The 23,152-nt window shown below is 62.9% G+C and carries 27 protein-coding genes and 1 pseudogene; 19 read left to right on the top strand and 9 right to left on the bottom strand.

Annotated elements, in window-relative coordinates; genetic code table 11:
- Window positions 1–111: 111 nt before the first annotated feature.
- Window positions 112–771: a TetR/AcrR family transcriptional regulator gene (locus HNW77_RS09775; protein ID WP_040000214.1), complete on the bottom strand. Its 660-nt coding sequence runs from the start codon at window positions 769–771 to the stop codon at window positions 112–114.
- A 100-nt stretch (window positions 772–871) separates the two neighbouring features.
- On the opposite strand from HNW77_RS09775, the gene HNW77_RS09780 reads away from it, so the two are divergent.
- The 3 genes from HNW77_RS09780 to HNW77_RS09790 all read left to right on the top strand — a co-directional run bounded on the left by HNW77_RS09780 (window position 872) and on the right by HNW77_RS09790 (window position 3,696).
- Window positions 872–1,441, top strand: a complete 570-nt coding sequence (locus tag HNW77_RS09780) for a hydrolase (protein WP_007400745.1) — start codon at window positions 872–874, stop codon at window positions 1,439–1,441.
- A 57-nt stretch (window positions 1,442–1,498) separates the two neighbouring features.
- Window positions 1,499–2,899 (top strand): DHA2 family efflux MFS transporter permease subunit, encoded by a 1,401-nt coding sequence (locus HNW77_RS09785; RefSeq protein ID WP_172157284.1) that lies wholly within the window; start codon window positions 1,499–1,501, stop codon window positions 2,897–2,899.
- 236 nt (window positions 2,900–3,135) lie between these two features.
- Window positions 3,136–3,696 (top strand): sugar O-acetyltransferase, encoded by a 561-nt coding sequence (locus tag HNW77_RS09790; protein ID WP_040000220.1) that lies wholly within the window; start codon window positions 3,136–3,138, stop codon window positions 3,694–3,696.
- Window positions 3,697–3,869: 173 nt separating this feature from the next.
- Here the strand turns inward: HNW77_RS09790 and HNW77_RS09795 are convergent, their stop codons facing one another.
- The 6 genes and pseudogenes from HNW77_RS09795 to HNW77_RS09815 all read right to left on the bottom strand — a co-directional run bounded on the left by HNW77_RS09795 (window position 3,870) and on the right by HNW77_RS09815 (window position 8,216).
- Window positions 3,870–4,925, bottom strand: coding sequence for an ArsO family NAD(P)H-dependent flavin-containing monooxygenase (locus HNW77_RS09795; RefSeq protein WP_007400748.1), 1,056 nt, complete (start codon window positions 4,923–4,925; stop codon window positions 3,870–3,872).
- A gap of 8 nt (window positions 4,926–4,933) precedes the next feature.
- A complete protein-coding gene (gene arsH, locus HNW77_RS09800; RefSeq protein WP_007400749.1) occupies window positions 4,934–5,632 on the bottom strand; it encodes an arsenical resistance protein ArsH in 699 nt (232 codons plus the stop codon).
- Between the two features lie 21 nt (window positions 5,633–5,653).
- On the bottom strand, window positions 5,654–6,949 hold the full coding sequence (locus HNW77_RS09805) for an arsenic transporter (protein ID WP_007400750.1): 1,296 nt from the start codon (window positions 6,947–6,949) through the stop codon (window positions 5,654–5,656).
- Complete coding sequence (gene arsC, locus HNW77_RS17720) at window positions 6,949–7,380, bottom strand: arsenate reductase (glutaredoxin) (RefSeq protein ID WP_040000225.1); 432 nt, start codon at window positions 7,378–7,380, stop codon at window positions 6,949–6,951. Before arsC ends, HNW77_RS09805 begins: the two co-directional genes overlap by 1 nt.
- A gap of 147 nt (window positions 7,381–7,527) precedes the next feature.
- A pseudogene (locus tag HNW77_RS17725) lies at window positions 7,528–7,866 on the bottom strand (arsenate reductase ArsC); the annotation flags it as partial.
- Between the two features lie 8 nt (window positions 7,867–7,874).
- Entirely contained in the window at window positions 7,875–8,216 is a 342-nt protein-coding gene (locus HNW77_RS09815) for an ArsR/SmtB family transcription factor (protein ID WP_007400752.1), read from the bottom strand.
- Between the two features lie 253 nt (window positions 8,217–8,469).
- Between HNW77_RS09815 and HNW77_RS09820 the strand changes: the two genes are divergently transcribed.
- Together HNW77_RS09820 and HNW77_RS09825 are read left to right on the top strand one after the other, a co-directional pair.
- Window positions 8,470–10,542 carry a ParB/RepB/Spo0J family partition protein gene (locus HNW77_RS09820; protein ID WP_159263356.1) on the top strand — a complete coding sequence of 691 codons (2,073 nt, stop codon included), beginning with the start codon at window positions 8,470–8,472 and terminating at the stop codon, window positions 10,540–10,542.
- A 138-nt stretch (window positions 10,543–10,680) separates the two neighbouring features.
- On the top strand, window positions 10,681–11,883 hold the full coding sequence (locus HNW77_RS09825; RefSeq protein WP_007400754.1) for a hypothetical protein: 1,203 nt from the start codon (window positions 10,681–10,683) through the stop codon (window positions 11,881–11,883).
- 77 nt (window positions 11,884–11,960) lie between these two features.
- On the opposite strand, the gene HNW77_RS09830 is transcribed toward HNW77_RS09825, so the two are convergent.
- Complete coding sequence (locus HNW77_RS09830) at window positions 11,961–12,236, bottom strand: HU family DNA-binding protein (protein ID WP_007400755.1); 276 nt, start codon at window positions 12,234–12,236, stop codon at window positions 11,961–11,963.
- 89 nt (window positions 12,237–12,325) lie between these two features.
- Between HNW77_RS09830 and HNW77_RS09835 the strand changes: the two genes are divergently transcribed.
- From HNW77_RS09835 to HNW77_RS09855, 5 genes are all read left to right on the top strand, one after another.
- Window positions 12,326–13,405 (top strand): DUF7146 domain-containing protein, encoded by a 1,080-nt coding sequence (locus HNW77_RS09835; protein WP_159263354.1) that lies wholly within the window; start codon window positions 12,326–12,328, stop codon window positions 13,403–13,405.
- 317 nt (window positions 13,406–13,722) lie between these two features.
- Window positions 13,723–14,658, top strand: coding sequence for a DUF2493 domain-containing protein (locus tag HNW77_RS09840; RefSeq protein WP_007396199.1), 936 nt, complete (start codon window positions 13,723–13,725; stop codon window positions 14,656–14,658).
- A gap of 525 nt (window positions 14,659–15,183) precedes the next feature.
- Complete coding sequence (locus HNW77_RS09845; RefSeq protein WP_003618604.1) at window positions 15,184–15,399, top strand: hypothetical protein; 216 nt, start codon at window positions 15,184–15,186, stop codon at window positions 15,397–15,399.
- Window positions 15,400–15,417: 18 nt separating this feature from the next.
- Window positions 15,418–15,741 (top strand): DUF736 domain-containing protein, encoded by a 324-nt coding sequence (locus HNW77_RS09850; protein ID WP_007396851.1) that lies wholly within the window; start codon window positions 15,418–15,420, stop codon window positions 15,739–15,741.
- A gap of 342 nt (window positions 15,742–16,083) precedes the next feature.
- The gene (locus tag HNW77_RS09855) at window positions 16,084–16,239 is read left to right on the top strand and encodes a hypothetical protein (protein WP_007396849.1); all 156 of its coding nucleotides are present in this window, start codon (window positions 16,084–16,086) and stop codon (window positions 16,237–16,239) included.
- 26 nt (window positions 16,240–16,265) lie between these two features.
- On the opposite strand, the gene HNW77_RS09860 is transcribed toward HNW77_RS09855, so the two are convergent.
- A complete protein-coding gene (locus tag HNW77_RS09860; RefSeq protein ID WP_015074649.1) occupies window positions 16,266–16,499 on the bottom strand; it encodes a helix-turn-helix domain-containing protein in 234 nt (77 codons plus the stop codon).
- A gap of 270 nt (window positions 16,500–16,769) precedes the next feature.
- Between HNW77_RS09860 and HNW77_RS17730 the strand changes: the two genes are divergently transcribed.
- The 9 genes from HNW77_RS17730 (at window position 16,770) to HNW77_RS09900 (ending at window position 23,140) form a co-directional block, all read left to right on the top strand.
- Entirely contained in the window at window positions 16,770–16,976 is a 207-nt protein-coding gene (locus tag HNW77_RS17730) for a transcriptional regulator domain-containing protein (RefSeq protein ID WP_007396847.1), read from the top strand.
- Between the two features lie 58 nt (window positions 16,977–17,034).
- Window positions 17,035–17,556, top strand: a complete 522-nt coding sequence (locus tag HNW77_RS09865; protein WP_240906421.1) for a DNA -binding domain-containing protein — start codon at window positions 17,035–17,037, stop codon at window positions 17,554–17,556.
- 96 nt (window positions 17,557–17,652) lie between these two features.
- On the top strand, window positions 17,653–17,949 hold the full coding sequence (locus HNW77_RS09870; RefSeq protein ID WP_007396844.1) for a helix-turn-helix transcriptional regulator: 297 nt from the start codon (window positions 17,653–17,655) through the stop codon (window positions 17,947–17,949).
- Window positions 17,946–19,019, top strand: coding sequence for a replication initiator protein A (locus tag HNW77_RS09875; RefSeq protein ID WP_007396843.1), 1,074 nt, complete (start codon window positions 17,946–17,948; stop codon window positions 19,017–19,019). The genes HNW77_RS09870 and HNW77_RS09875 overlap by 4 nt, the downstream gene beginning before the upstream one ends.
- Window positions 19,016–19,504, top strand: a complete 489-nt coding sequence (locus tag HNW77_RS09880; protein WP_025811800.1) for a DUF2840 domain-containing protein — start codon at window positions 19,016–19,018, stop codon at window positions 19,502–19,504. The genes HNW77_RS09875 and HNW77_RS09880 overlap by 4 nt, the downstream gene beginning before the upstream one ends.
- Window positions 19,501–20,127 carry a S26 family signal peptidase gene (locus HNW77_RS09885; RefSeq protein WP_039998471.1) on the top strand — a complete coding sequence of 209 codons (627 nt, stop codon included), beginning with the start codon at window positions 19,501–19,503 and terminating at the stop codon, window positions 20,125–20,127. Before HNW77_RS09880 ends, HNW77_RS09885 begins: the two co-directional genes overlap by 4 nt.
- A gap of 58 nt (window positions 20,128–20,185) precedes the next feature.
- Window positions 20,186–20,527, top strand: a complete 342-nt coding sequence (locus HNW77_RS09890; RefSeq protein WP_007396840.1) for a DUF736 domain-containing protein — start codon at window positions 20,186–20,188, stop codon at window positions 20,525–20,527.
- Entirely contained in the window at window positions 20,524–21,207 is a 684-nt protein-coding gene (locus tag HNW77_RS09895; protein ID WP_025811796.1) for a lytic transglycosylase domain-containing protein, read from the top strand. Before HNW77_RS09890 ends, HNW77_RS09895 begins: the two co-directional genes overlap by 4 nt.
- A gap of 193 nt (window positions 21,208–21,400) precedes the next feature.
- The gene (locus HNW77_RS09900; protein ID WP_039998463.1) at window positions 21,401–23,140 is read left to right on the top strand and encodes a relaxase/mobilization nuclease domain-containing protein; all 1,740 of its coding nucleotides are present in this window, start codon (window positions 21,401–21,403) and stop codon (window positions 23,138–23,140) included.
- The last annotated feature ends 12 nt before the right edge of the window (window positions 23,141–23,152 follow it).

The following is a 23,152-nucleotide window of genomic DNA, read 5'->3' on the forward strand; positions in this document are numbered from 1 at the left end:
AGAGCAGCAGAATTATCGACATACGGTTTCAACATCTGCCGTCGATACATCGTCAGGTAAGGAGTCGATTTTCGCTGACAGGTATTCTCCGGCCCGCATTGTTCCAGCGAATCAATAACTGTCCCCGGAAACGTGGCCCGCCCTTGTCCCCCGGCAGGGTGTGAGACGTGCGCAAAGATAGAGCCTGTTCATCCGGCGCAGTTCATCCGGCGCACCTGGTGTTGTCGGAGCGTCCTTCAGGGTCATACCCAGCATGACCTTCATATTATTCAAGACAACCGCCGCAATATCGCCGGCCGTCTGTTCGTCCAGTCCGGGCGCGCACACCCGCAGGGCGGCCGAAATGCCGACCAGGGCCTGCTGGCGTGATCGGTCACGGATTTCCGTCCGGTCAGTATGCGCCTCCATCAGCGCCGGAAGGGATTTTACACGCGGGTAAAGCACCGCCAGCAGGTCAATCAGGATGTCAGCCAGTTGTTCAGGCGAAAGATCCGCTGCGCGCCTTTCCAGCGCTTCATATTCGTCATGCACGATCGCCATGTGTTGCTGCAAGAGTGCTTCCCCGACGGCCTCCTTGTTGGGGAAAAAACGGTAGAGCGAACCGATCTTCGCGCCGGCCCTGCTGGCAATCTCCGCCATTGTGGTGGCTTCGTACCCATGTTCCGCCATGAGATCGGACGCAGCCGCAAGCAGCTCCGCTACCCGCTGCCGCCCGACTGCGCGGCGTGGCTGAAGTGTCCCCCGTTTCTCACTTGACGTATTTGAGTCCATACTCAAATATACCCCTGTTTGAGTGTCTCCTCAATTTTTACCAGTTCCGTGCTACCCGGACAACAGATCCGACCCGCATGAACCAGCAGGAAGAACCGTCATGATTTCTCTTTCAGCGCCCCGGACCGCCCTGATCCTGATTGATCTCCAGAAAGGTATTGTCGATCGGACGCTGGCTCCTTTCACGGGAGAGGCGGTTGTCGAACGCTCCAAAAAGCTTGCATCCCGGTTTCGGGCCGCAGGTTCGCCCGTCATTCTGGTCAATGTCGCCTTTGCTCCCGATTTCGCCGACGCCGTGCATACCGAGGTCGATCGTCCTTTTGCGCCGCCCCCAGGTGGATTTGCCCCTGACTGGACCGAACTGGTCGAGGGGCTGGCCGAGCCGACAGACCTGCTAGTCACAAAGAAACAGTGGGGTGCCTTCTATGGAACCGACCTGGATCTTCAGCTTCGGCGGCGCGGAATCACGACGATCGTTCTGGGTGGCATCGCAACGAATATGGGTGTCGAGTCCACAGCCCGCGCTGCACATGAGCACGGTTATGGCGTGGTGATCGCGGAAGATCTGACATCCACTTTCGCCGAAGAAATGCAGCGTTTTGCCTGTGACCATGTTTTCCCGATGCTCGGCCGCGTTACGACCAGTGACGCCATCACTCTGGAGCCCTGAGCAAAATAGCGGCCCGCAGCCCTTCAACGCCGTGACATAAATCTGAAAGCAACAGCTTTGCCGCAATCGCAAGAGCCCGCCCGACTTCCGGCGGGCATCTGGAAAATCGTCAGTGTCGCGGCGATCGGGTCTTTCATGTCGCAACTGGATGCGACGATCGTGAATGTCTCGCTACCGGATCTCGTCACGACAATGCACGCACCATTTTCGGTCATCCAATGGGTGGTGAGCGGCTATCTGTTGGCACTTGCCCTGACACTGCCGTTGAGTGGCTGGCTTGTGGGCCGTATTGGCGGCAGGGCGGTTTATGTGGGGTGTTTCGGTGCTTTTACGATTACTTCAGGTCTCTGTGCCCTGGCATGGTCAGCGTCGTCGCTCATCACATTCCGCCTCTTGCAAGGGATGGCGGGAGGATTGCTTGCACCTATGGCGCAGATGATGGTTGCCCGCGCAGCGGGCAGCCATTTGCCAAAAGTGGCCAGTGCCGTCACCATGCCGGTCCTGCTTGCCCCGCTTCTCGGGCCGGTCGTCGCGGGCGCGATCCTGTCGGTGGCGTCCTGGCGGTGGATCTTTCTTCTCAACCTGCCATTTGGTCTGCTGGCGCTCGTACTTGCCGTCCTGTTTCTGCCTGACGATCGGGCTGAGGTGCGACCCCGCTCGCTTGATATGACGGGGCTGGCTCTGCTGGCGCCCGCGCTGAGTTTTCTTCTTTATGGAACCGATCATGCGGGCCAGCTTCTCGGGCAAATAGTCCTGTGCGGTGCTCTGCTGCTGTTTGTCGCGTACTTCCGTTGGGCGCAACGGAAAGGTGACAGCGCGCTGATTGATCTCAGGCTGTTTCACACGCCTGCGTTTTCAGCGGCCGCGACGACCATGTTCCTGTTGAATGGGGTGACGTTTGCCGGACAGATGCTGCTACCGGTATGGCTCATTCATGCCTGTGGCGTCTCATCCGACCGGACCGGCCTGTTCATGCTGCCGCTGGGGCTGGGGATGATGTGTACCTATCCCCTGATGGGACATCTCACGGACCGCTTTGGTATCCGCAGGCTGACCAGTTGTGGCGCACTCTGCGCCTGTGTCGGCTCGTTGCTGCTCGCTGTCCTTGCTTATACCGGCCTGAATGGCGGCATATTGGCCATTGCCCTGTTCCTGCGTGGGGCCGGCATCGGCACAGTCGGGATTCCTGCTATGAGCGCGGGTTATGCGTCCGTTGCACGGCCGAACATTCCTATGGCGACGACCGCGCTGAACATCGTGCAGCGGATTGGTGGGCCAACCATAACAACGCTCTGCGCCACGTTTCTTGGATGGCAACTGCCGACCGCCGCCATTCCCCATGCCATTTCAGGCGCATTCACCGAAACATTCGGCCTGCTCTGCATGTTTCATGCCCTGTTGTTGGTGGCAACGCTCCAGCTGCCGTCAGCGCTTCACAGGAAAACGTTGTCGTCATAACTAAATGGGATCCAGATTTTTATACGACGTGATGCAGGAAGCCGTCACAGGATGGATATCGTGGGCATAGTCACGGGCTAGTTTCCTTCCCGGAAGCCACCATCCGGCGGTACACCATGGACGCCTGCGGTTGGGCTAGTTCCGGTGCATTTATTTTGTGGCTACGTTGAGCTAATCTCCGTGTCGTCCTTGCACGCGGGAACGGATGCTCAGTCGAAACCCGAGGAAAATAACGCATGTCAAAGGACGATCGCACCAAGGTCATTCCCGGACGGACGCCGGAATCAGCGGCTATGGTGGCAAGCGTCAGGCGAGCCATGGCGATTACGCCGGTTCTCAACCGTTTGACATATGACGAGGCGGATAAAATCCGGGCTGTGTTCAGCGATCTCATCGGCCAGAAGGTGGACGACAGCTTTTCGCTCATACCGCCATTCTATACGAGTGGTGGCGAGCATATCCGGGTTGGGCGCAACGTCTTTATCAATCAGAACTGCACCCTGTACGATCTGGGTGGGATCGACATTGGTGATGATGTGATGATCGGACCCAATGTGAGTCTCATCACGTCGAGCCACCCGGTCGCACCGTCTCAGCGACGCGCTTGCGTTATTGCAAAACCCATCGTGATCGAGAGAAACGTCTGGATTGCAGCCGGCGTAACGATCACTGGCGGGGTGACGGTTGGCGAAAACTCGGTTGTGGCCGCAGGTTCTGTCGTCACGAAGGACGTTCCCCGGAACTGCCTTGTCGGCGGAAATCCGGCACGAGTCATTCGTTCTATCGGCGATGACTGAGGACACACCTGCACCGGGTTGAGACTGCCGAGACACATTGGTTCCCATATCAATCGCTTTTCGTTCGGGCGCACGACAGAGGACCGCTCGTTTTCCCGGTCTTAGCGGACAGGCGACAATCGCCTCATCGCGGCCATGTATAAGCTTGCTCAAGGTTTCAATAAGCAGACATTCTATGTTGGCGACGCAAGCCACGCCGCCAGTTGCCGGACCATGGATCTGGCGACACGACCCGCCCCCAGCAGGGTAGCGCATGCAGGACCACACCAGGAGCCATAACCCAGCAGCCAGAGACGTGGCTCCCTGACGGCCTGCTGCCCGTTAACGCGGATCAGCCCGTCCGGCTCGATCACGTCGAGTGGCGCAAATGCGGAGAGCGCGGGTCGGAAGCCGGTACACCAGATGATCGCGTCGATGGCTTCTTCCCGCCCGTCGGGCCAGACGACGCCCGTTGCGGTCATACGTACAAACGGGCGCACCGCGTGGAGCACGCCTCGCTCCCTGGTGGCGCGCACAGGTGGTACCATGACGATATCGCCAAAACCGCTGGCAGGCATGGCCGACGGGCCGCCGAGAACGCGAGCGGTCGCCCGCTCGAACAGAACCCGTCCATCCACGTCATCGGGCAGGAAGACGGGGTCATGCAGCGTGACCCATGTTGCCTGAGCGACAAGCGACAGCTCCGCCATAATCTGTGCCCCGGAGTTGCCCCCACCCACCACCAGCACACGTCGGCCGGCAAAGGGCGCGGCATTCCGGTAATGGCTGGAATGGAGTTGCGTCCCGCCGAAGAGGTCACGCCCCGCGACATCGGGAACAAAGGGGGCTGACCACGTACCGGTCGCCCCGATAACCGCACGGCCAAGAAAATCACCCGCGCTGGTTCTGACAGTCAGAAGTTTTCCGTTCGCGCGCTCCACACACTCGACCATGACCGGACGGCGGATCGGCGGCGCATAGCGCGCCTCGTAGCGGTGCAGATAGTCCAACACCTCGTCACGGGTCGGATAGCCGCCATCCGGCGTGTCTGGCATCGGCCAGCCGGGCAGCGAACTGTAGGACGCGGGTGAAAACAGATGCAGGGAGTCCCAGCCATGCACCCATGCACCACCCGCCTGCGTCCCGTTATCAAGAATGACGTAACGCAGTCCGGTCCGTCGTAGAAAATACGACGCGGCGAGGGCCGCCTGACCGCCTCCCACGATCACAACATCGAACTGTTCCGCCATTGCCCGGCTCACAGACTTTCCGGGAGACGGAATTCCGCCTTGCGTTCGCTGTAGCGATCAACGAGGTAGTCGGTCCGGTCGCGCAGCAGCCATGTGAACTTCATCAGCTCCTCCATGACATCTACCATCCGGTCATAGAGGGGGGATGGCTTCATCCGGTCATCGTCACCGAACTGGGTATAGGCCATCGGCACGCTGGACTGATTGGGGACGGTGAACATCCGCATCCACCGGCCCAGCACCCGTAGGGCATTGACGGAATTGAAGCTCTGCGATCCGCCCGAAACCTGCATGACCGCCAGCGTGCGGCCCTGCGTCGGGCGGATCGAGCCTTCGGTCAGGGGCAACCAGTCGATCTGGTTCTTGAACACGGCAGTGATGTTGCCGTGCCGTTCGGGGCTGCACCAGACCTGGCCTTCAGACCAGATCGAGAGTTCCCGCAGTTCCCGCACCTTCGAATGACTTGCGGGCACGGAATCCGCTACCGGCAGGCCGGTCGGGTCGAACACCCGTGTCTCGGCCCCCAGCACCTTCAGGATGCGTTCTGCCTCAAGCACCAGCAACCGGCTGAAGGATCGGGGGCGCAAAGAGCCGTAGAGAAGAAGGATACGCGGCGGATGGTCATCCCGTGGGTGTGGCTCAAGCCGCGCGAGGTCAATCCGTTCGAGATATTCAGGATGCAGGGCGGGCAGCTCAGATTCGGTCATAGATATCGGTCCCTTCGTGCATTACGGATGGCTGATCCGGGGCAGCCACAGAGCCAGCGCCGCGAGTGTTGCCAGCAGGACGGGCGGCGTAATCGCCAGTCCAACTTTCATATACTGCCCCCATGTGACCCGATGGTTCTTGGATGCCAGCACATGCAGCCACAGCAGTGTTGCGAGACTACCAATCGGCGTGAATTTTGGCCCGAGGTCGCAGCCGATGACGTTGGCATAGATCATCAGGTCGCGTGTCAGCGGCGTGATGTCGTGAGCCTGTTGGATCGCCAGCGCCCCGACCAGCACACTCGGCATATTGTTCATGATGGACGACAGAACAGCCGCCAGAAAGCCGGTGCCGATGGTGGCCGTGAACGTCCCCTGATGGCCAAGCCAGACCAGTGCGGTCGCAAGGTAGTCAGTCAGCCCGGCATTGCGCAGCCCGTAGACCACCAGATACATGCCCAGGGAGAAGATCACGATCTGCCACGGGGCGCCCCGCAGCACCTTGCGAACAGGGATCACCCGGCCATACCCGGCGACGAGCAACAGGGTTCCGGCGGCCAGGCAGGCTACGACACAGACCGGGATATGAAACGGCGCTGTCAGGAAATAGGCCGCCAGAACGAGGGCCAGCAGCGGAAATGCCGCCCGGAATACATGGTGGTCACGAATGGCCGTGGCAGGTGCGGGCAGTTCGGCGACGGGATAGGTCGCAGGCACCTGCCGCCGGTACCACAGCCACAGGACGGCAAGCGTTGCACCAAGTGCTACCAGATCGACAGGGACCATGATCGCGGCATAGCGATCGAACGCAATGCCAAAGAAATTGGCGCTGACGATGTTCACCAGGTTGGAGATGACAAGCGGCAGGCTGGTGGTATCCGCGACGAAGCCAGTGGCGATAATAAAGGCCAGCGCCGCAGCAGGGCTGAGGCGAAGCTGCGTGAGGATGGCGATGACGATGGGCGTCAGCAGCAGGGCCGCGCCGTCATTGGCGAACACAGCCGCAATGGCCGCTCCCAGCACCACGATCAGCGGGAACAGCGTCCGGCCTCGCCCTTTGCCCCAGCGCACGACGTGCAGGGCGGCCCAATGGAAGAATCCGGCCTCATCCAGCAACAGCGAGATGACGATCAGCGCGATAAAGGTAAAGGTTGCGTCCCAGACGATGTGCCAGACGACAGGAATGTCGTGCCAGTGGATCACGCCAGCCGCCAGGGCCACGGCGGCGCCTGCCATGGCACTCCAGCCGATACCCAGCCCCCGAGGCTGCCAGATGACAAAAACCAGCGTGGCAACGAAAATCAGAAGCGCCAGCATCAGACGATCCGCTTGCCGGATTCATCGACGATCTTCTCCCCGTCCTCTTTGACGAAAGCGCCTCTCTGCGGGTTGGGCAGGATGTCCAGAACCACCTCGGACGGACGGCAGAGTGCCGTACCCAGCGGGGTGACGACGATGGGCCGGTTGATCAGGATTGGATGCGCCATCATGGCGTCGATTAGGTCGTCATCGCTCAAGGCCGGATTATCGAGGCCAAGCTCATCATAGGGCGTGCCCTTGCGCCGCAGGAGATCGCGAACCGAGATCCCCATGCGCGTGATCAGACTGACCAGTTCGGCGCGCGATGGCGGTGTTTTGAGGTATTCGATGATGGTTGGCTCGATCCCCGTATTTCGGATCAGGGCAAGCGTATTGCGCGATGTGCCGCAATCCGGGTTATGATAGATCGTGACGCCGGTTGGCTCGATGCCAATGTCGCGCAATTTCGTCACCAGACTTGCAGTCGCAAGCTTGGCCAGCGGCAATGCGACAAGCAGGGAAATCCGGTTCTTCAGACCCTTGAACGCCGAGACGAACGCTCGCTCCCGGTCGGCATCGGTTCCCGAAACATTACTCGGATCGGGAATGCCCCAATGGGCCGTGATGGGTTTCCCCGGCCATACCGGACAGACTTCTCCAGCAGCGTCATCGCAGACGGTAAAAACGAAATCCATAACGGGAGCGTTCGCAACAGCAAACTCATCCCAGGGCTTGGAACGCAGTCCCTCGGTCGGGTAGTCGAAGTTCGCCAGCACTTTCAAGGCGAGAGGATTGACCTGCCCCTTGGGATGGCTACCGGCGGAGAAGACCCTGAACTGGCCGGCACCATCCTTGCGCAGGATGCTCTCGGCCAAGATTGAACGTGCGGAATTACCCGTACACAGAAACAAGACATTGAAGACGCGATCGGTCATTGGGGGGCTCACTCGGATGGGCAGCAGGACGACAGTTCTGCAACCAGTGGCTCACAAAGTTCAGGGCTTTGCCCGCAGCAGTCCTTGACGAGAAACAGCATCAGTTCCCGTAGGCGCGGCAGGCAGGCACGATAGACAATCACACGGCTATGGCGCTGCGAGGTCAGCAGGCCAGCACGGGTCAGAGTGGCGAGATGGGCCGAGATCGTGTTCTGCGGGACATCGAGATGCCGCGCGACGTCTCCGGCCGGCAGCCCGTTCGGTTCGTGGCGCACCAGCAGGCGGAAGATTTCCAGCCGCGTGGACTGCGACAGGGCGCCGAGTGCGGCAAGGGCGGATTCTGTATCCATAAATCGACGATCACGGATATGTTGTCGTAAGTCAAGCTATTCTATGTGAGAAAACAGAGATCAGGACCGTCGGCTTCGTTAATTTTGATGCTCAGACCAGACCTTCCGCCCTCCCCCCCCTTTCCTGCCGGGAAAAGGCCGCGGATTTTGGGTGCGTCCGGGGCCTTCAGAGTCAGAGGGCTGCGCGGATTTTCGTGACGGGTTGAGAGGATGGGAGAGAGTCTCCTGTTCGCCCGTCATGGAGTGTTTCGCCATGGCGACCGCTATTCCCAAAATCAGCCTGAGTTCGTCCCGCGACATCCCCTTCAACCGGTTGGTGCTGTCCCAGTCCAACGTGCGGCGTGTGAAGTCCGGCCTGTCGATTGAGGAACTGGCCCGCGACATCGAGCGCCGCGGGTTGCTGCAGAGCCTTAACGTCCGCCCCGTCCTTGATGATGCTGGTGTCGAAACCGGCAGCTATGAAGTGCCTGCCGGTGGGCGTCGTTTCCGTGCCCTCGAACTGCTGGTGAAGCAGAAGAAACTGGCTAAGACGGCGCCCGTGCCGTGCGTCGTGCGCGAGGCCGGATCGGCCATCCTTGCCGAGGATGATTCCCTTGCCGAAAATGTTCAGCGCGTGGCCCTGCATCCGCTGGACCAGTTCCGTGCCTTCCGTGACATGCTGGAGAAAGGCATGTCCGAGGAGGAAGTCGCCGCAGCGTTCTTCGTCGCACCGACCGTGGTCAGACAGCGCCTGCGGCTGATGACCGTGTCCGACAAGCTGCTGGATATCTATGAGCAGGACGGCATGAACCTGGAGAAGCTGATGGCCTTTTCCATCAGCGATGACCATGCCCGCCAGGAGCAGGTCTGGGAGATTGTCAGCCAGAGCCATAACCGCGAGCCCTATGTTATTCGCCGCATGCTGACGGAGAAAACCGTGCGGGCTTCGGACCGTCGCGTGCGCTTCGTCGGACTGGACACCTATCTCGCGGCCGGTGGGCCTATCATGCGCGACCTGTTCGAGGCCGATGACGGCGGCTGGCTGCAGGATCCGGCCATTCTGGACCGGCTGGTCATGGAAAAGCTGCAGGAGGCGGCTGAACAGGTCCGCGCCGAGGGCTGGAAGTGGGTCGAAACCGCCCTGTCGTTCCCATGGGGGCACACAAGGCAGTTCGTCGAGATCGATGGCACGGAAGTGCCCCTGACCGATGAAGAGACAGCCCGTCTTGAAGCCCTGCGTGCCGAGCAGGAAGCCATCGAGGCTGAATACGCCCAGGCCGATGAATACCCTGATGAGGTGGATGCACAGCTGGGCGAGATCGAACAGGCCATTCTTGCCCTGGAAGCCCGTCCCCTCGCATTCGATCCCGCTGACATGGCGCGGGCCGGGGCCTTCGTCAGCCTTGCCAGCGATGGCACGCTGCAGGTGGAGCGGGGCTTCGTCCTACCCGAGGACATGCCGACTGAGCCGGAAGAGACCGATGATGCGGGCAGCGCCGATGAATACGATCGCCCCGCATATGATGGGCAGGACCATGATAGCACAGGCCATGGTTATCAGGAGGGCGACAACATCGCTCCCGACGTCGAGCCCGAGGAAGAAGACGGGATCAAACCACTGCCTGACCGGCTTCTCACTGAACTGACGGCCTGGCGCACGCTCGCCCTGCGGGATGCTTTTGCCAGCAACCCGCACATCGCGCTGACCGAAATGCTGCATACGCTGGTGCGTGATGTTTACTGGCAGACATCGGGTGCGGACTGCCTGGAAGCCTATGTCCGGGAAATTTCTCTGCCGGTCCATTCGCCCGATATGCCGGGCAGTGTGCCGGCCCACGCGCTGCGCCAGCGCAACGAAGGCTGGAAGCACGACCTGCCCGATGACGAGGATGCGCTGTGGCGCTGGATCGACGGGCTGGACGATGCCAGTCGAATGGCTCTGCTGGCGCATTGCCTGTCCTTCGGGGTCAACGCACTCTACGAGCGCATGCCCGCCTACGGCGCGGTGTCTCAGCGCAGCGTCACCGAGCGCCTCAAGCGGGCCGATCGTCTGGCGTCGGCCCTCAGCCTTGATCTGGTTGAGGCGGGCTGGCAGCCGACGGTCGAGAACTATCTCGGCCGGGTGACCAAGGCGCGCATCCTGCAGGCGGTGCGGGAAGCACGCGGTGACGAGGCGGCTGACCGTATTGCCCACCTGAAAAAGCCCGACATGGCGCGCGAGGCCGAGCGGCTGCTGGATGGTTCGGGCTGGCTGCCCGAGGCGTTGCGCACGGCAGGAGGTGCAGAGCAAGTGCCGGTTGAAACGGCAACGGTGGACGAGGGTATGGAGGCCATCGCCGCCGAGTAACCCTTATGAGGTCTGGAACTTTGAGACAGCGGCTTCCGGGCACCGGAAGCCGCTTTTTTTATGTCCGGCGCCCCGGAAAGAGGGAGAGGGCGGCTTCGCCTTCTGTGCCGAATAACCGGCATCAGAGGAGAGTTTTCCATGACCACAGCCACCATCCTGCCCCCTGCGTCCCGTGGCGCCGCATCTGGCGGTTTCCGGATTGATCCCTCCCGTGGCGAACGCAGCACCCGCGTATCGTCCGAATGGTTCTCGCGCCCCGATGACGAGCGGTATCTCTCGCTGTCCGACCTGCATGCCGCGACCCTGGCGCGGGCGGATCGGGCTACGGCCCGCACTGTCGAGAGCCGCGCCATCCGTGTGGAAGCATCCCGCGACAATACCGAGCGCCTGACCTTGACCGTGCCGGGGCAGAATGAGCCGATCGCGCCCACCCACTGGTCCTTTGGCCAGATGTGCAGTCTGGTCGGCGCACCATCGTCCTATCTGCGTAACCTTCCGGCCCCACTGGCGGCGATCAATTTGCAGCATGGGCTGCTGTCGCATCGCGCCGAACTGGTGAAAACGCTGGAAACCGAGGACGGGCGTGTGGAACTGCGCGCCGTGACGGGGCCAGATTACGGCCGCATCTGGGACCACGAACTGGTTGGTGCAGTACAGAAAATTGCCGGTGACGGCACAGGCGATACCAACTGGAAGGTGCCGGGCGTTATCGACTGGGCGACCATGACCCATAATCCCTATGTCGACATCACGAAGGAGACCACGACGCTCTACGCATCGGATCGCGATGTCTTCCTGTTTCTGGTCGACGACACGCATCCGATCGAGGCCGGACGCCTGCCCAATGGCGATCCCGATCTCTATTTCCGGGGCTTCTATGCCTGGAATTCGGAAGTCGGAAGTAAAAGTCTCGGTATTGCGTCGTTTTATCTACGCGGAGTGTGCCAAAATAGAATGCTCTGGGGCGTGGAAAATTTCGAACAGATCACGATCCGGCATAGCAAGTTTGCCGCCTTGCGCTTTGTGCATCAGGCGACACCGGCGCTCCGGAATTTCGCTACGGCCAGCCCGGCCTCGTTCGTCTCCGGCATTCAGGCGTCACGTCGTGCGCTGGTTGCCAGAACAGATGACGATCGGGAAAGTTTCCTGCGTCGTCGTGGGTTCTCCAAACCGGAAACCACCAGGATCATCGAAACTGTGCTGCACGAGGAGGGACGCAAGCCCGAGAGCGTGTTCGATTTCGTACAGGGAATTACGGCGTTGGCCCGTACGAAAACCAACCAGGACACACGACTGGATCTGGAGGGCAGGGCACGCAAGCTGATGGAGAAGGTCGGATGAGCGGGCCTGTCATCAGAAAGTGGCGTGGTGGGGAAGGGGCGGCGGACAGGGGCCGCCGCCTTTTGCCTGTCGGCAGGTCAGTCGTTCAGGCTGTCCTTGAGCGCCTTGGCAGGCGTGAAGGCCAGCTTGCGCGAGGCCGCGATCTGGATGGTCGCACCCGTGGCCGGGTTGCGGCCTTCGCGGGCGGCGACTTCCCTGACCTTGAACTTGCCGAAGTTCGGCAGGGTGATTTCATCACCGGCCTTGGCGGCGGCGGTCATCGCTTCGATCAGTGCGTCCAGCACCTTGCGGGTATCGGTTTTGCTCGTGTCGGTGGTGGTGGCGATATGATCGACCAGATCGGCAATCTTCATGAAACTATCCTTTTGCATTCGGGCCTGTGCCCGTTGCCTCTGCCGTTACGGGGGAATCATGGCGGCATCAAGCCTGCAGGGAGGGTGAGATGACAGATACGCAGTCATGGGATGCTGGCGATCTGGCCCGCAGGCTGGCTGAAAATGCCGAGGCGGTCTGTTGGCATTACCTCTCGGCCGGGCGACGGCACGGCAATTACTGGCTGGTCGGCGACGTCCACAACACGCCGGGACGGTCGCTCTATGTCCGCCTGCATGGTGGACCGGACGGCCGTGGCCGTGCGGGGAAATGGACGGATGGCGCGACAGGACAGCACGGCGATCTGCTCGACATCATCCGTGAAAGCCTCGGGCTGCTGGATTTTCGCGATGTCGCCGACGAGGCCCGGCGCTTTCTCTGCCTGCCGCAACCACAGCCACGACAGCCCCCGGATCGCGGCCGCTCCCATGCGTTCAGCCACGATACTTCGGGGCAGGCATCTGGCACCGCAGACGCCGCACGTCGGCTCTGGTCCATGTCCCGCCCTATCGTCAGCACATTGGCGGAAACCTGGCTGCGGCATCGTCACCTGACACGTCTGACGGACCTGTCATCCTTGCGTTTCCACCCGGATTGCTACTATCGTGCCGATACCGACAGTCCGACCGAGACCTGGCCCGCGATGATCTCCGCCGTGACCGACCTTGCTGGCCGTGTTACCGGCGTCCATCGCACTTGGCTGGCGCGCGACGGACGCGGCAAGGCGCCCGTCGCCAAGCCCCGTCGGGCCATGGGCGACCTGCTTGGCAACGCCGTGCGCTTTGGCACGGTGTCCGACGTTCTGGCGGCGGGCGAGGGGATCGAGACGGTGCTCTCGCTCCATGAAATCACGCCCGATCTGCCGCTGGCCGCCTGCCTGTCCTCGGCGCATCTCGCCGCCATGGTGTTTCCAAATACGCTGCGGCGCCTTTACGTGCTGCGCGATGACGATCCCGCCGGGGACCATGCGGTGACGACCCTGCAGGACCGGACGCAGGAGGCCGGGATCGAGTGCCTCGTGCTGTCACCGCGTCTGGCGGATTTCAACGATGATCTCCGCTATCTCGGGCGTGGCGCAATGCGGGCGATCCTGCATCCCCAGCTTGCCCCGCAGGATGTGGCGCGGTTCCTGCATCCGGTCACACACTGAGGTGGGCCGGGAAGGTGGTGTGAGGGTCAGCTTCTTTCCGGTGTGGCGCGGGGCTGTCCCGTTTCCGGATGAGGCGCGCCCGCGTCCTTTCAGGAAGGGGAGCGGGCGTCAGCCAGGCCGGGCCTGCAATGGCGGAGCCGGCTATTTTCCGCCGCGCGTGCCGCGCTTTGCATCGCGAAGCAAAATAGCCGTCTCCCTGCCATCCTTCACTGCGTTCCGGCCGCGCGCGAGCGAGCGGTTCCGGCCCGGCCTTCATCTGCCGCTATCCGCCCCCGGAAAGGCCGCGAGGGGCGCGGCCGAGACCGGAGGACAGACCCATGACCCGCACACAGGACGATTTCGAACCCGCGCACGCCACCTCCTCCACCGCCCACGTGCTGGCGGAACTCCAGCTTTACGGCCACCGTCCCTTCGAAGACGAGCCGGACGCGAGACCGCTGCCCGACGCCAGCCAGATCGAGGGCGCGGTGGCTGACATCTTCGACACCCTGTCAGCCACGCTGACCGACACGCGGCTCGAACCCGATCTCGAACCGCTGCTCTGGTCCACGGTCAACGTCTTTCACCGCATGGTCGGGCAGGTGGAGCGTGATCTCGACCGCAACGAGCAGGCGCAGAAACGCAGCCAGCAGGAACAGGATGGCAGCGAGATCCGCTCGGTGGAACTGGAACGTCTCATCGCCGAAGGGCTGACCCTGCTGGAGCGACGCAACGCCTACGAAATCTTCCGCGACCTCGCCTGCGACCAGTTCGAACGCCTGACCATGTCGCCCTGGCGACCGCGCTCCGGTTCGCTGGTCAGCCGCAGCACCCTGACGGCGTCGATGATCGACAGCCGCGATTTTCTCAACGCCCGCCGCAAGGCCGAAACCGAACTGCTCGTACCTCCTGGGCCCAAGGTCGCGGTCACCGGCGGGCTCGATTACGAGGATCATCTCCTCATCTGGAACCGTCTGGACAAGGTGCGCGAGAAGCATCCCGACATGGTGCTGTTGCATGGCGGCTCACCGAAAGGCGCTGAATTCATTGCCTCCCGCTGGGCCGATCACCGCGAAATTTCGCAGATCGCCTTCAAGCCGGACTGGAACCGGCATGGCAAGGCCGCCCCGTTCCGGCGCAACGACGCCCTGCTGAAAGTCCTGCCTGTAGGCGTCATGGTGTTTCCGGGATCGGGCATTCAGGACAACCTGGCCGACAAGGCCAAACAGATGGGTATCCCGGTCTGGAGGTTCCGCAGGGAGGGTGGCGCGTGAGCGCCATTCCCATGACTGTTTCATGAAGGCGGCCTGACATCTGCTGCCAGATGCCTGGGCCGCAATGACGTCGGGCTCCCCAGACGCTGCGCACCTGATGGCGGGAAGCACGTTCGCCCGTCATCCGGAAGGCCCCACCCGGAGAACCGGCGGGACGGAGTTCGATGGCAGCCCCGTGCGTCTGCGGGGACGGTCCATTGGGATGAAAAGCCCGCGCCAACCCCATCGGTGAAAGGGCCGGGACGGCAGGCAGCGAACGAGGGATCATCCGGCCCGCTTTGAAAGGATGCGCCTGTGCCGGGAGCGGGGGCCTGTCGCACTGCACGGGCGACCCTGCCCATGAGCGGGTGAAAAGGCGGCGTAACATCGGGGACGGCAAAAACGACCACTGGACGGGGCCAGTTTACAACAGTGGCAGCGTGACAGTCTCGCGCCAGATCGCATCGTCCCCCACCTGACGGACCGGTCATGCCGGCATCGCATCTCCGGGGGGCTGTCGGGTCCGCACACCATGGCCTCTGTCGGATGGCTGATCTAGCCGAAGACCGGCTGCGCCTCGATCGGCTGGCCGCAACGGCGTTCCAGAACTTTCTTCCCCTGACGGCTGCGCCGTCATTCCTCGCGAGACAAGAAAGTTCCGGCCCTGCCGTCCTCCGCTGCGCTGCGGCCCTGAAGGGTGCTCTGCCGCTCGCCTCCGGCTGGTCGATCGCCATCGAGGCCACGGTGGTTGCGGCCCGATAACAGCATGGAGATACGACAATGGCTAACATCGGTTCCTTCAAGAAGGTGGGCGAAGGCTTCGAAGGCGAAATCGTCACCCTGGCCCTGCAGGCCCGCAACGTCCGCCTGGTGGCCGAAACCAACCGTCCCAACGACAACGCCCCCAACTACCGCGTCTATCTGGGCAGGATTGAACTCGGTGCGGCCTGGACCCGCCGCTCCAGCGAAGGGCGCACCTATCTGAGCCTGAAGCTGGATGATCCTTCCTTCGCCGCCCCGATCTTCGCCAACCTGTTCACCGACGAGGACGGCGAGGGTTACTCCCTGATCTGGACCCGGCCCCGCAGCCGGAACGGGGACTGAACCTCCCACACCCAACCCCGCCCGGTCTCTCCGGGCGGGGCCTTCTGGGTCTTTTTTCCGGGTGCTCTTCCGGGGCGCGGGCGACAGCGCTGGTCGCCCGACGTGAGACGCAGGAGGAACACGAGGCTTTCCCTCAGCCTTCCCATTGTACCATGCGCGAGGGCGCACCGCGTCAAGGACGCGTGGTCCCCCCAATTTTGCCCGGCGCACCCGTGCCGGGCACGCCGAGCAAAATCGGCTCCCCCACGCGCCGGCGAGCCGGTCGCCTGCGGCGATCCCTGACCCGGTCCGCCCCGGCATGAGCCGTCCGTCCTGTCTTCGAGAAACGAAAGGAACAGGACGATGACCACGCTACACGACCATATCCAGATGCTGCGCGCCGAACTGACCAGCTTTCATCTCAGCAAACGCGAGCGCCGACAGATCGAGCGCGAACTCAAAGAGGCGCTTGCACAACAGACCCGTATCGAATCACACAGGCCGCCACCGCCCCATTGAGGGCGGATACGGCAGGGTGAGGAAGCCTATTTCTGATCGTCCGTCGGGAAGTGACTTTCGTCCAGTAGCGCGGCCGGCCGCACGTCCAGTGCCTGCGACGCATGCCACAGCGAAAGCAGCGTCGCGTTCTGGCGCCCGGTCTCGATCCAACTGATATAGGCGCGGTCCACGCCCATCCGTTCCGCCAGGGCCTCCTGGCTGAGACCGGCGGCGCGCCGCAGGCGCCTCACGTTCGCGCCGAAAAGTCCTCGGATGTCCATCCGCAGGATAGGAACGATTTGTGTATTATCGCGCTACGTATTATAATACACGGACGTCAAACGCCTTCTCCCGTGATGCGCTATGGGCATCACGTGATGTCGCGGAAACCGAAGTTTCCGGCCCATCTGGCGTGAATTACCCCTCAATATCGAAACTACCCGGACCTTGCCGGATATGTTTGGGATCACCTCCCTGAGTCTTCGGGACTATCCGTTCCGGTTCCGCACCGGATACTGGGTCGAATCCATGACATATCGGGGGAGGGGGACGTGCCGACAATCCGGCCGTGGGATGCCGCACCCCTTCGTCGCGCCTACGCCGGGCTCGACTCTGCCGGTCTCGCCCAGGAATGGCTGCGACACAATCCGGCCTACCGGCGCGATCATGCAGCAACCATGACGATGGGCAAGGTTGACGCCGAGGCATGGCGCGCTTTTGCTCGTCGCTGGGGGTTGCGTTTTCCCTGTCGATCCTGATCTCCCCGCCTGGCTTGCCCCCGCATTCTGGGATCCGGACATCGCGCCGGAGGTTGCCGTGCGTGGCGATGGGGGTGACATCCTGTCCCGTCTCACGCCATACGAGCGGGCACGACATGATGGTCCCGATGGCATCCATCTCGTGCTGGACAGTGCGGCGGGTCCGCTGCGCCTTGTCATAGTCGTCGATCGGCAGCCCGATGCGTCAGGAACCTGGTTCGTCATCGATGACGGGCACCTCCCGACCCGTCTGGCCTGCGTTGCACGCTTCGGCCGCCTGCTTGCCAGCCAGGCGCCCGGTCCTCTTCCTTCCAGCTTGCGCCTGAGTCCCCAGCAGAAACTGCGCCAGATCCGCATGCTCTGCATCGCCGAAGGCCGGCGCACGGGGGTGACAGCGCGCCGGATCGCAGCCGGCATCTACGGCGAGCGCATCCTGCACCTGTCCCGCAATGAGTGGCGTGCCAGCTCATGGCACCGGGCTTTCTACCGCGACCTCGACGGTGCCGACTTCTATCTGAACGGCGGCCACATCGCCCTCCTTCAGGGGCTGAAGCAGGGGGGTGACAGTCTGGCGGCCTGAACTTTGTCATCCCTCCCCACAGCTCATTCTCCGGCAGCGTCCTCCCATGAGCCGCGACATTCCGCACGCGGCCCGATCCACCGGGAGGAAGACCCCATGCGTGTCCAGCCGACTCTGCCACCGCGCTATCTGCGCACCCCGGACGCGGCCAATTTCGTTGGCCTGTCCATCCGCACCCTCGAAAAACACCGGAGTTGCGGCACCGGTCCCCTCTACCGCCAGCTTGGCGGCCGGATCGTCTATGCCGTGGAAGATCTCTGCGCCTGGGCCGATCTAAACGTCCGGCTGTCCACCGGGGATGGTGGCGGCATTCCCATGCCGGCCGATCCCCGCGCCTATATCATCCGCTTGCAGGCCAGGGCTCGCAAGGCGCAGCGGAGTGCCGGACGATGATGCCAGCCGCCGATAGCTGGCGTCAGCCCGACCGCCGCTTCGTGGTCACGGGGGCGGCAAGGCCCCGCGACGTCCGCGATCTAATGGGCCGCCCGTTCTTCCCGTTGGGGAAAACGCCGCGTGTCATCCCCGTCGATTACGAGGCGCGGCATGCCAGTGTGACGGTGTCGGCACCGGACGGATCGGGCATGGCCACGATCTGGGATGCGGACGTGCTGCTGTGGCTGACCGGACAGATCGTCGATGCCCTGAACCACGACCTGTGGGTATCGCGCCATGTGCGCTTCACGCCCTGGCGTCTGTTCCAGGATCTGGGCTGGGCGACGGGGGCGAACGAGTATCGGCGCCTGCACGGCGCGCTCGGGCGTCTGGCGGCCACGACCGTCGCTACCAACATCCGCAATGGCGCGGACTGGCGGGAGAAGCCGTTTACCTGGATCAGTGACGTCCGGATTTCCCGTGAGGATGGGGTGGCCCTGACGCTGGCGGACTGGCTGATGGAGGCCGCCTGCGACCGTTCCCGCGTCCTGAGCGTCGACCCTGCCTATTTCCGTCTTGGCGGGGGATTGGAGCGGTGGCTTTACCGCCTGGCGCGACGCCATGCCGGGCGACAGAAGGAGGGATGGTGCTTCGATCTGGCGGACCTGCATGCGCGCTCGGGCAGCCTGACCCGGCGTCGCGACTTCGCCGCCAAAATCCGTGCCATAGCCCTCGCCCGCACGGTTCCAGGTTACACGTTTCGTGTCATTTCTGGCGGAAAACTGGGAGTTTTATGCGCCGCTCCAACGAGTCAATCCACTGGGACTGTGGATAACGATGTGAAACCTGTCGTCGGACCGGCGGCGCATCATATCGTGGGACCGTTGGCGGATTCATCGTCGGACCATTGGCGAAAAACGGCGCAACCCATTGGTTTTGAAGGCGGAATCGGCCTCTTAACTTATATAACTTATATAATAACTTATTATGTAGGGGATTCCGGCCTTTCGGACACCTTCCCGATAGCCCCGGTGAGACGGGAAAAAGAGGCTCGGGAAGCGGTCGCGGATCGCATGGTCGGTGTCCCATGACCGACTGTTCTTTCCGGCTACGGGGCGATGTGCTCACCACGGTCGAACTGACCTGGATCGAGAAGCGCATCGAGCACTGGGTCCGGTTCGGTCATCCCATAGAGGATCTCATTCTCGACCGTCGGCGCAGGCTGATGAGCTTCACGCCGGACAGCGTGTTCGCTTTCATCCGCTGGGCCGCGAACGATTTCGGCACTGTGGTGTCCTGCATCGACATCGTGCGCGCCGTCGGGGCGCAGGAAGCATGCCAGACCGTGCCCTTTGTTCGTCCCGGCGGCGAGAGCCTGCTGCGCCAGAGCGGCTGGCCAAAAGTGCGCCGGGTGCTGGAGGCTATCGACGGCGTGGAGGCGTTGGGGATCGATCCTGTCGCCGCCTGTCCCGATCACTGGCGGCATCTGCATCACCGGCTCACGGCGGCGCAGGAGCCGCGTCCCTACACGTCAGAGCGCCACGAGGCGTGGCTGCGCCGGAGGGCGGCGTCATGACCCGGCGCGGCTGGTTTTTTACCACGTATTTCGCCGTGCTCGGCGTCGGTGCCTCGCTGGCATTTCATCCCGCGCCACGCTGGGTCTGGAACGAAACGGCGAGTGTTCCGGTCGGGCTGTATCGCATTCAGCCCACGGTCCCGGTGCGCGTAGGTGACATCGTCGCCATCCGCCTGCCGGAGCGCGAGGCGACGCTGCTGGCGACACGCGGCTACCTGCCTTTCGGCGTGCCGCTGCTAAAGCCTGTGGCAGCACTGGCGGGGCAGAGTGTCTGCCGTAACGGCGCGCATGTCACCATCGACGGAAAGGCCGTCGGTGATGCGAAACCCATCGACCATCGGGGCCGGGTCCTGCCGGTCTGGCAGGGCTGTCAACGTCTCGGGCCGGGGCAGGTCTTCGTCATGAACGCTGCCGTGCCAACCAGTCTGGACGGGCGGTATTTCGGTGTCCTGCCGATGGACACCGTCATCGGACGCGCCGTGCCGGTGCATGTCAGGACGGGAGAGGCGGAGCCGCCGCCGCATTTCGATCCCCTCCCGGAACCGGATGATCCCGCGCGGAAGGGACTGCTTCTGGCTCCGCCCATGCTGCCCGCGAAAGAGAGCGAACCGCCCATCCAATGACGGTGACGTGGTCGTCGGATTTTCCGTCATTCCCACTCTGTCTGAAAGGATTTTTCCCATGAGCCAGATCGGATTTTTCACCCGCACCGCTGATGGTTTTGCCGGACGCGTGCGCACCCTATCGCTGGATGCTGAACTGACCTTCGTACCAGCGGAAAACAATGGCGCGGAGCATGCTCCGGATTATCGTATTCACCTGGGTGACGGGGATACTGGCCCCGAGCTGGGCGCGGGATGGAAACGCACCGGGGAACGTGCCGGCGAGTATGTTTCTGTGCTCCTGGACGATCCCACTTTCATGCAGCCGATCCGCGCCACACTGTTCCAGGCCGGACGTGGTGGCCGCGAGTGGCAACTGGTCTGGAACCGGCCTGCAAAACGCCCAGGAGGCCGGGAATGAGCGCCCGGTTTTTTATGTCCGCCGGCGTGCTGGCCGTGCTCGCGCTAACGCTCTCGCCGACCATCGCCCACGCGCAGGATTTCGACGATCTGGTGCGTCAGGCGGCGGAACGGAACGCGATCCCGCCAGCGTGGGTGCGGGCAGTCCTCCGTGCCGAAAGTGCTGGCGATCGGCACGCGGTCTCCGGCGCCGGTGCGATGGGTCTGATGCAGCTTATGCCCGGCACGTGGAGGGACGTCCGCCGCACGCTCAATCTGGGGGATGATCCCTTCGATCCACATGACAACATCGCGGCCGGGGCAGCCTATCTGCGATGGCTGCATGATCGCTACGGCGATGCAGGGTTTCTCGCCGCTTATAATGCCGGTCCCGGTCGCTATGACGATCATCTGGCGACTGGTCGGCCATTGCCTGCCGAGACGGTTTCCTATGTCGCATCTGTCGCCCGGCTGATCGATGACCCGTCGTTCAGCGCGCATTTCTCCATCCCGCTTTCCATTGCTCCGGCGGGTGGCTGGACTTCCGCGTCGCTCTTCATTTCCGGCAGCGAAAGTGCGCTTTCATCGTCATCTCAGGGCATTTTTTTAAGACGATCCGGGCAGACGATTTTTACTCCGTCCACGCTCTTCGCAGGTCATGTCCGTAGCGCGCCGGGAGTGGGTTTGGCGCAGGGGAAGTGAATCACGAAAACCCCGGAAAAGGACAGAAAAAGTGAGGGCTGGATAAAAGGCCGCACATCGCGGCTCGGTCGGGTTGGCTGTTTTCCGGGGTTTTTTAGGTCTCGTTGCGAGGTGCGTGGATTTTCCGCACCTCGCGTTGAGGTGTCATCTCTTTGATCCGACGCGATCTTTCGCGCGGTGTAGGGCATTTTTTATGAACAGGGATGAGGAATTCCGGGTTCGACCGGGGCGCATCCGCTCCACCCGCGCCCGGCAGGCGCGGCCTTTCGTGACGCAGGTGCTGGCGTCCGTGCAGCGGGCCGGTGGCAGGGTTTCCCGCGCGGGAAAAATCAGTGCCGGGCGTCGCTCCAGTTTCGGGCGCGGCAGGGCAGCCGCCCATGCCGCCAATCGCCTGCTGACCAGCCGCTCACGCGGCGTCGTCATCAAGGCCCGCGTCGTGAGGCATGCGCCGCGCGCCACACCGCTGGCAGCACACCTTCGCTATCTCCGCCGGGAGGGCGTGACGCGGGACGGCGAGGATGCGCGCCTGTTCGGCAAGGACAGCGACGATATCCGTGCCTCGGACTTCGCAGAACGCTGCGATGGGGACCGTCACCATTTCCGCTTTATCGTCTCTCCCGAGGATGCGCCGGAGATGTCGGACCTGCGGGCTTTCGCACGGGATCTGATGGGGCAGATAGAATCTGATCTCGGCACGAAACTCGACTGGGTCGCCGTCGATCACTGGAACACCGCGCACCCCCATTTGCACGTTATCGTCCGGGGCGTCGCGGAAGATGGCACCGACCTGGTGATCGCGCGCGATTATATCCGCGAAGGCATGCGTGCCCGTGCTCAGGATCTGGTGACGCTGGAACTCGGACCACGCACCGATCATGATATCCATCAGGCGGTCGAGCGGCAGGTGAACGCCGACCGCTGGACTCAATTGGACCGCCAGCTTCAGAGGGACGCGGGAGAGGATGGTGTCATCGATCTTGGGCGCGCGCCGGGCGAAACGCCGGACGCCTTCGCCACCGTGAAGCTGGGGCGCCTGCGCCGTCTGGAAACCATGGGGCTGGCGCACCAGGTCGGGCCGGATCGCTGGCGGATGGACGAGAGCGCGGAGGCGACCCTGCGGGAGATCAGCGAGCGCAACGACATCATCAAACGGATCCACCGGGGGCTGGCGGAGCAGAAGATCGACCGTGCCGCGTCATCCTGGGTAATGGCCGCCGAGGATACCACCGATCCCGTTATCGGTCGGCTGGTCGATCGTGGTCTGGATGATGAACTGCGCGGCACGGCTTATGCGGTCATCGACGGGATTGACGGACGCACGCACCATGTCCGCCTGCCGCACCTCGAAGCCGCTGGCGATGGATCGGTCGGTTCGATCGTGGAATTGCGGCGTTTCACCGACAAACAGGGACGTGACCGTGTCGCGCTGGCCGTGCGCTCGGACGTCACGCTGGAACGGCAGGTGACGGCGGAGGGCGCGACCTGGCTCGACCGGCAGGCCATCGCTCGGGAGCCTCCTGCTCTGGCGTCCACCGGGTTCGGCGCCGAGGCCAAAGAAGCCATGGAAAAGCGGGCGGATCATCTGGTGAAGCAGGGGCTGGCCAGCCGCGACGGCGGGAGCATCCGTTATGCGCGGAACCTGATCGGCACCCTGCGTCAGCGGGAACTGGACGCGCTGGGCCGGAACCTCGCCGGGAAGTCGGGAATCCCCTTCCGGCGGAGTGACGAGGGCAATCCCGTTGCCGGCACCTATCGTCAGCGTCTCAACCTGGCGTCGGGCCGGTTCGCCATGATCGACGACGGGCTGGGCTTCGAGCTGGTGCCGTGGTCGCCGTCGCTGGAAAAACAGCGAGGGCGGGAGGTGTCGGGAATCATGCGCGGCGATGGGGGGATTGACTGGTCGTTCGCGCGCAAGCGAGGACTCGGATTGTGATGGGCAAATCGG

Source organism: Komagataeibacter melomenusus (assembly GCF_013155395.1).
GTDB classification, from domain to species: domain Bacteria; phylum Pseudomonadota; class Alphaproteobacteria; order Acetobacterales; family Acetobacteraceae; genus Komagataeibacter; species Komagataeibacter melomenusus.

Excerpts from the sequence above, each read along its gene's own strand:
- HNW77_RS09775 (WP_040000214.1), bottom strand. The coding sequence starts at position 771 with ATGGACTCAAATACGTCAAGTGAGAAACGGGGGACACTTCAGCCACGC.
- HNW77_RS09780 (WP_007400745.1), top strand. The coding sequence starts at position 872 with ATGATTTCTCTTTCAGCGCCCCGGACCGCCCTGATCCTGATTGATCTC.
- HNW77_RS09790 (WP_040000220.1), top strand. The coding sequence starts at position 3,136 with ATGTCAAAGGACGATCGCACCAAGGTCATTCCCGGACGGACGCCGGAA.
- HNW77_RS09795 (WP_007400748.1), bottom strand. The coding sequence starts at position 4,925 with ATGGCGGAACAGTTCGATGTTGTGATCGTGGGAGGCGGTCAGGCGGCC.
- arsH (WP_007400749.1), bottom strand. The coding sequence starts at position 5,632 with ATGACCGAATCTGAGCTGCCCGCCCTGCATCCTGAATATCTCGAACGG.
- HNW77_RS09805 (WP_007400750.1), bottom strand. The coding sequence starts at position 6,949 with ATGCTGGCGCTTCTGATTTTCGTTGCCACGCTGGTTTTTGTCATCTGG.
- HNW77_RS09815 (WP_007400752.1), bottom strand. The coding sequence starts at position 8,216 with ATGGATACAGAATCCGCCCTTGCCGCACTCGGCGCCCTGTCGCAGTCC.
- HNW77_RS09820 (WP_159263356.1), top strand. The coding sequence starts at position 8,470 with ATGGCGACCGCTATTCCCAAAATCAGCCTGAGTTCGTCCCGCGACATC.
- HNW77_RS09825 (WP_007400754.1), top strand. The coding sequence starts at position 10,681 with ATGACCACAGCCACCATCCTGCCCCCTGCGTCCCGTGGCGCCGCATCT.
- HNW77_RS09830 (WP_007400755.1), bottom strand. The coding sequence starts at position 12,236 with ATGAAGATTGCCGATCTGGTCGATCATATCGCCACCACCACCGACACG.
- HNW77_RS09835 (WP_159263354.1), top strand. The coding sequence starts at position 12,326 with ATGACAGATACGCAGTCATGGGATGCTGGCGATCTGGCCCGCAGGCTG.
- HNW77_RS09840 (WP_007396199.1), top strand. The coding sequence starts at position 13,723 with ATGACCCGCACACAGGACGATTTCGAACCCGCGCACGCCACCTCCTCC.
- HNW77_RS09845 (WP_003618604.1), top strand. The coding sequence starts at position 15,184 with ATGGCTGATCTAGCCGAAGACCGGCTGCGCCTCGATCGGCTGGCCGCA.
- HNW77_RS09850 (WP_007396851.1), top strand. The coding sequence starts at position 15,418 with ATGGCTAACATCGGTTCCTTCAAGAAGGTGGGCGAAGGCTTCGAAGGC.
- HNW77_RS09855 (WP_007396849.1), top strand. The coding sequence starts at position 16,084 with ATGACCACGCTACACGACCATATCCAGATGCTGCGCGCCGAACTGACC.
- HNW77_RS09860 (WP_015074649.1), bottom strand. The coding sequence starts at position 16,499 with ATGGACATCCGAGGACTTTTCGGCGCGAACGTGAGGCGCCTGCGGCGC.
- HNW77_RS09870 (WP_007396844.1), top strand. The coding sequence starts at position 17,653 with ATGCGTGTCCAGCCGACTCTGCCACCGCGCTATCTGCGCACCCCGGAC.
- HNW77_RS09875 (WP_007396843.1), top strand. The coding sequence starts at position 17,946 with ATGATGCCAGCCGCCGATAGCTGGCGTCAGCCCGACCGCCGCTTCGTG.
- HNW77_RS09880 (WP_025811800.1), top strand. The coding sequence starts at position 19,016 with ATGACCGACTGTTCTTTCCGGCTACGGGGCGATGTGCTCACCACGGTC.
- HNW77_RS09885 (WP_039998471.1), top strand. The coding sequence starts at position 19,501 with ATGACCCGGCGCGGCTGGTTTTTTACCACGTATTTCGCCGTGCTCGGC.
- HNW77_RS09890 (WP_007396840.1), top strand. The coding sequence starts at position 20,186 with ATGAGCCAGATCGGATTTTTCACCCGCACCGCTGATGGTTTTGCCGGA.
- HNW77_RS09895 (WP_025811796.1), top strand. The coding sequence starts at position 20,524 with ATGAGCGCCCGGTTTTTTATGTCCGCCGGCGTGCTGGCCGTGCTCGCG.
- HNW77_RS09900 (WP_039998463.1), top strand. The coding sequence starts at position 21,401 with ATGAACAGGGATGAGGAATTCCGGGTTCGACCGGGGCGCATCCGCTCC.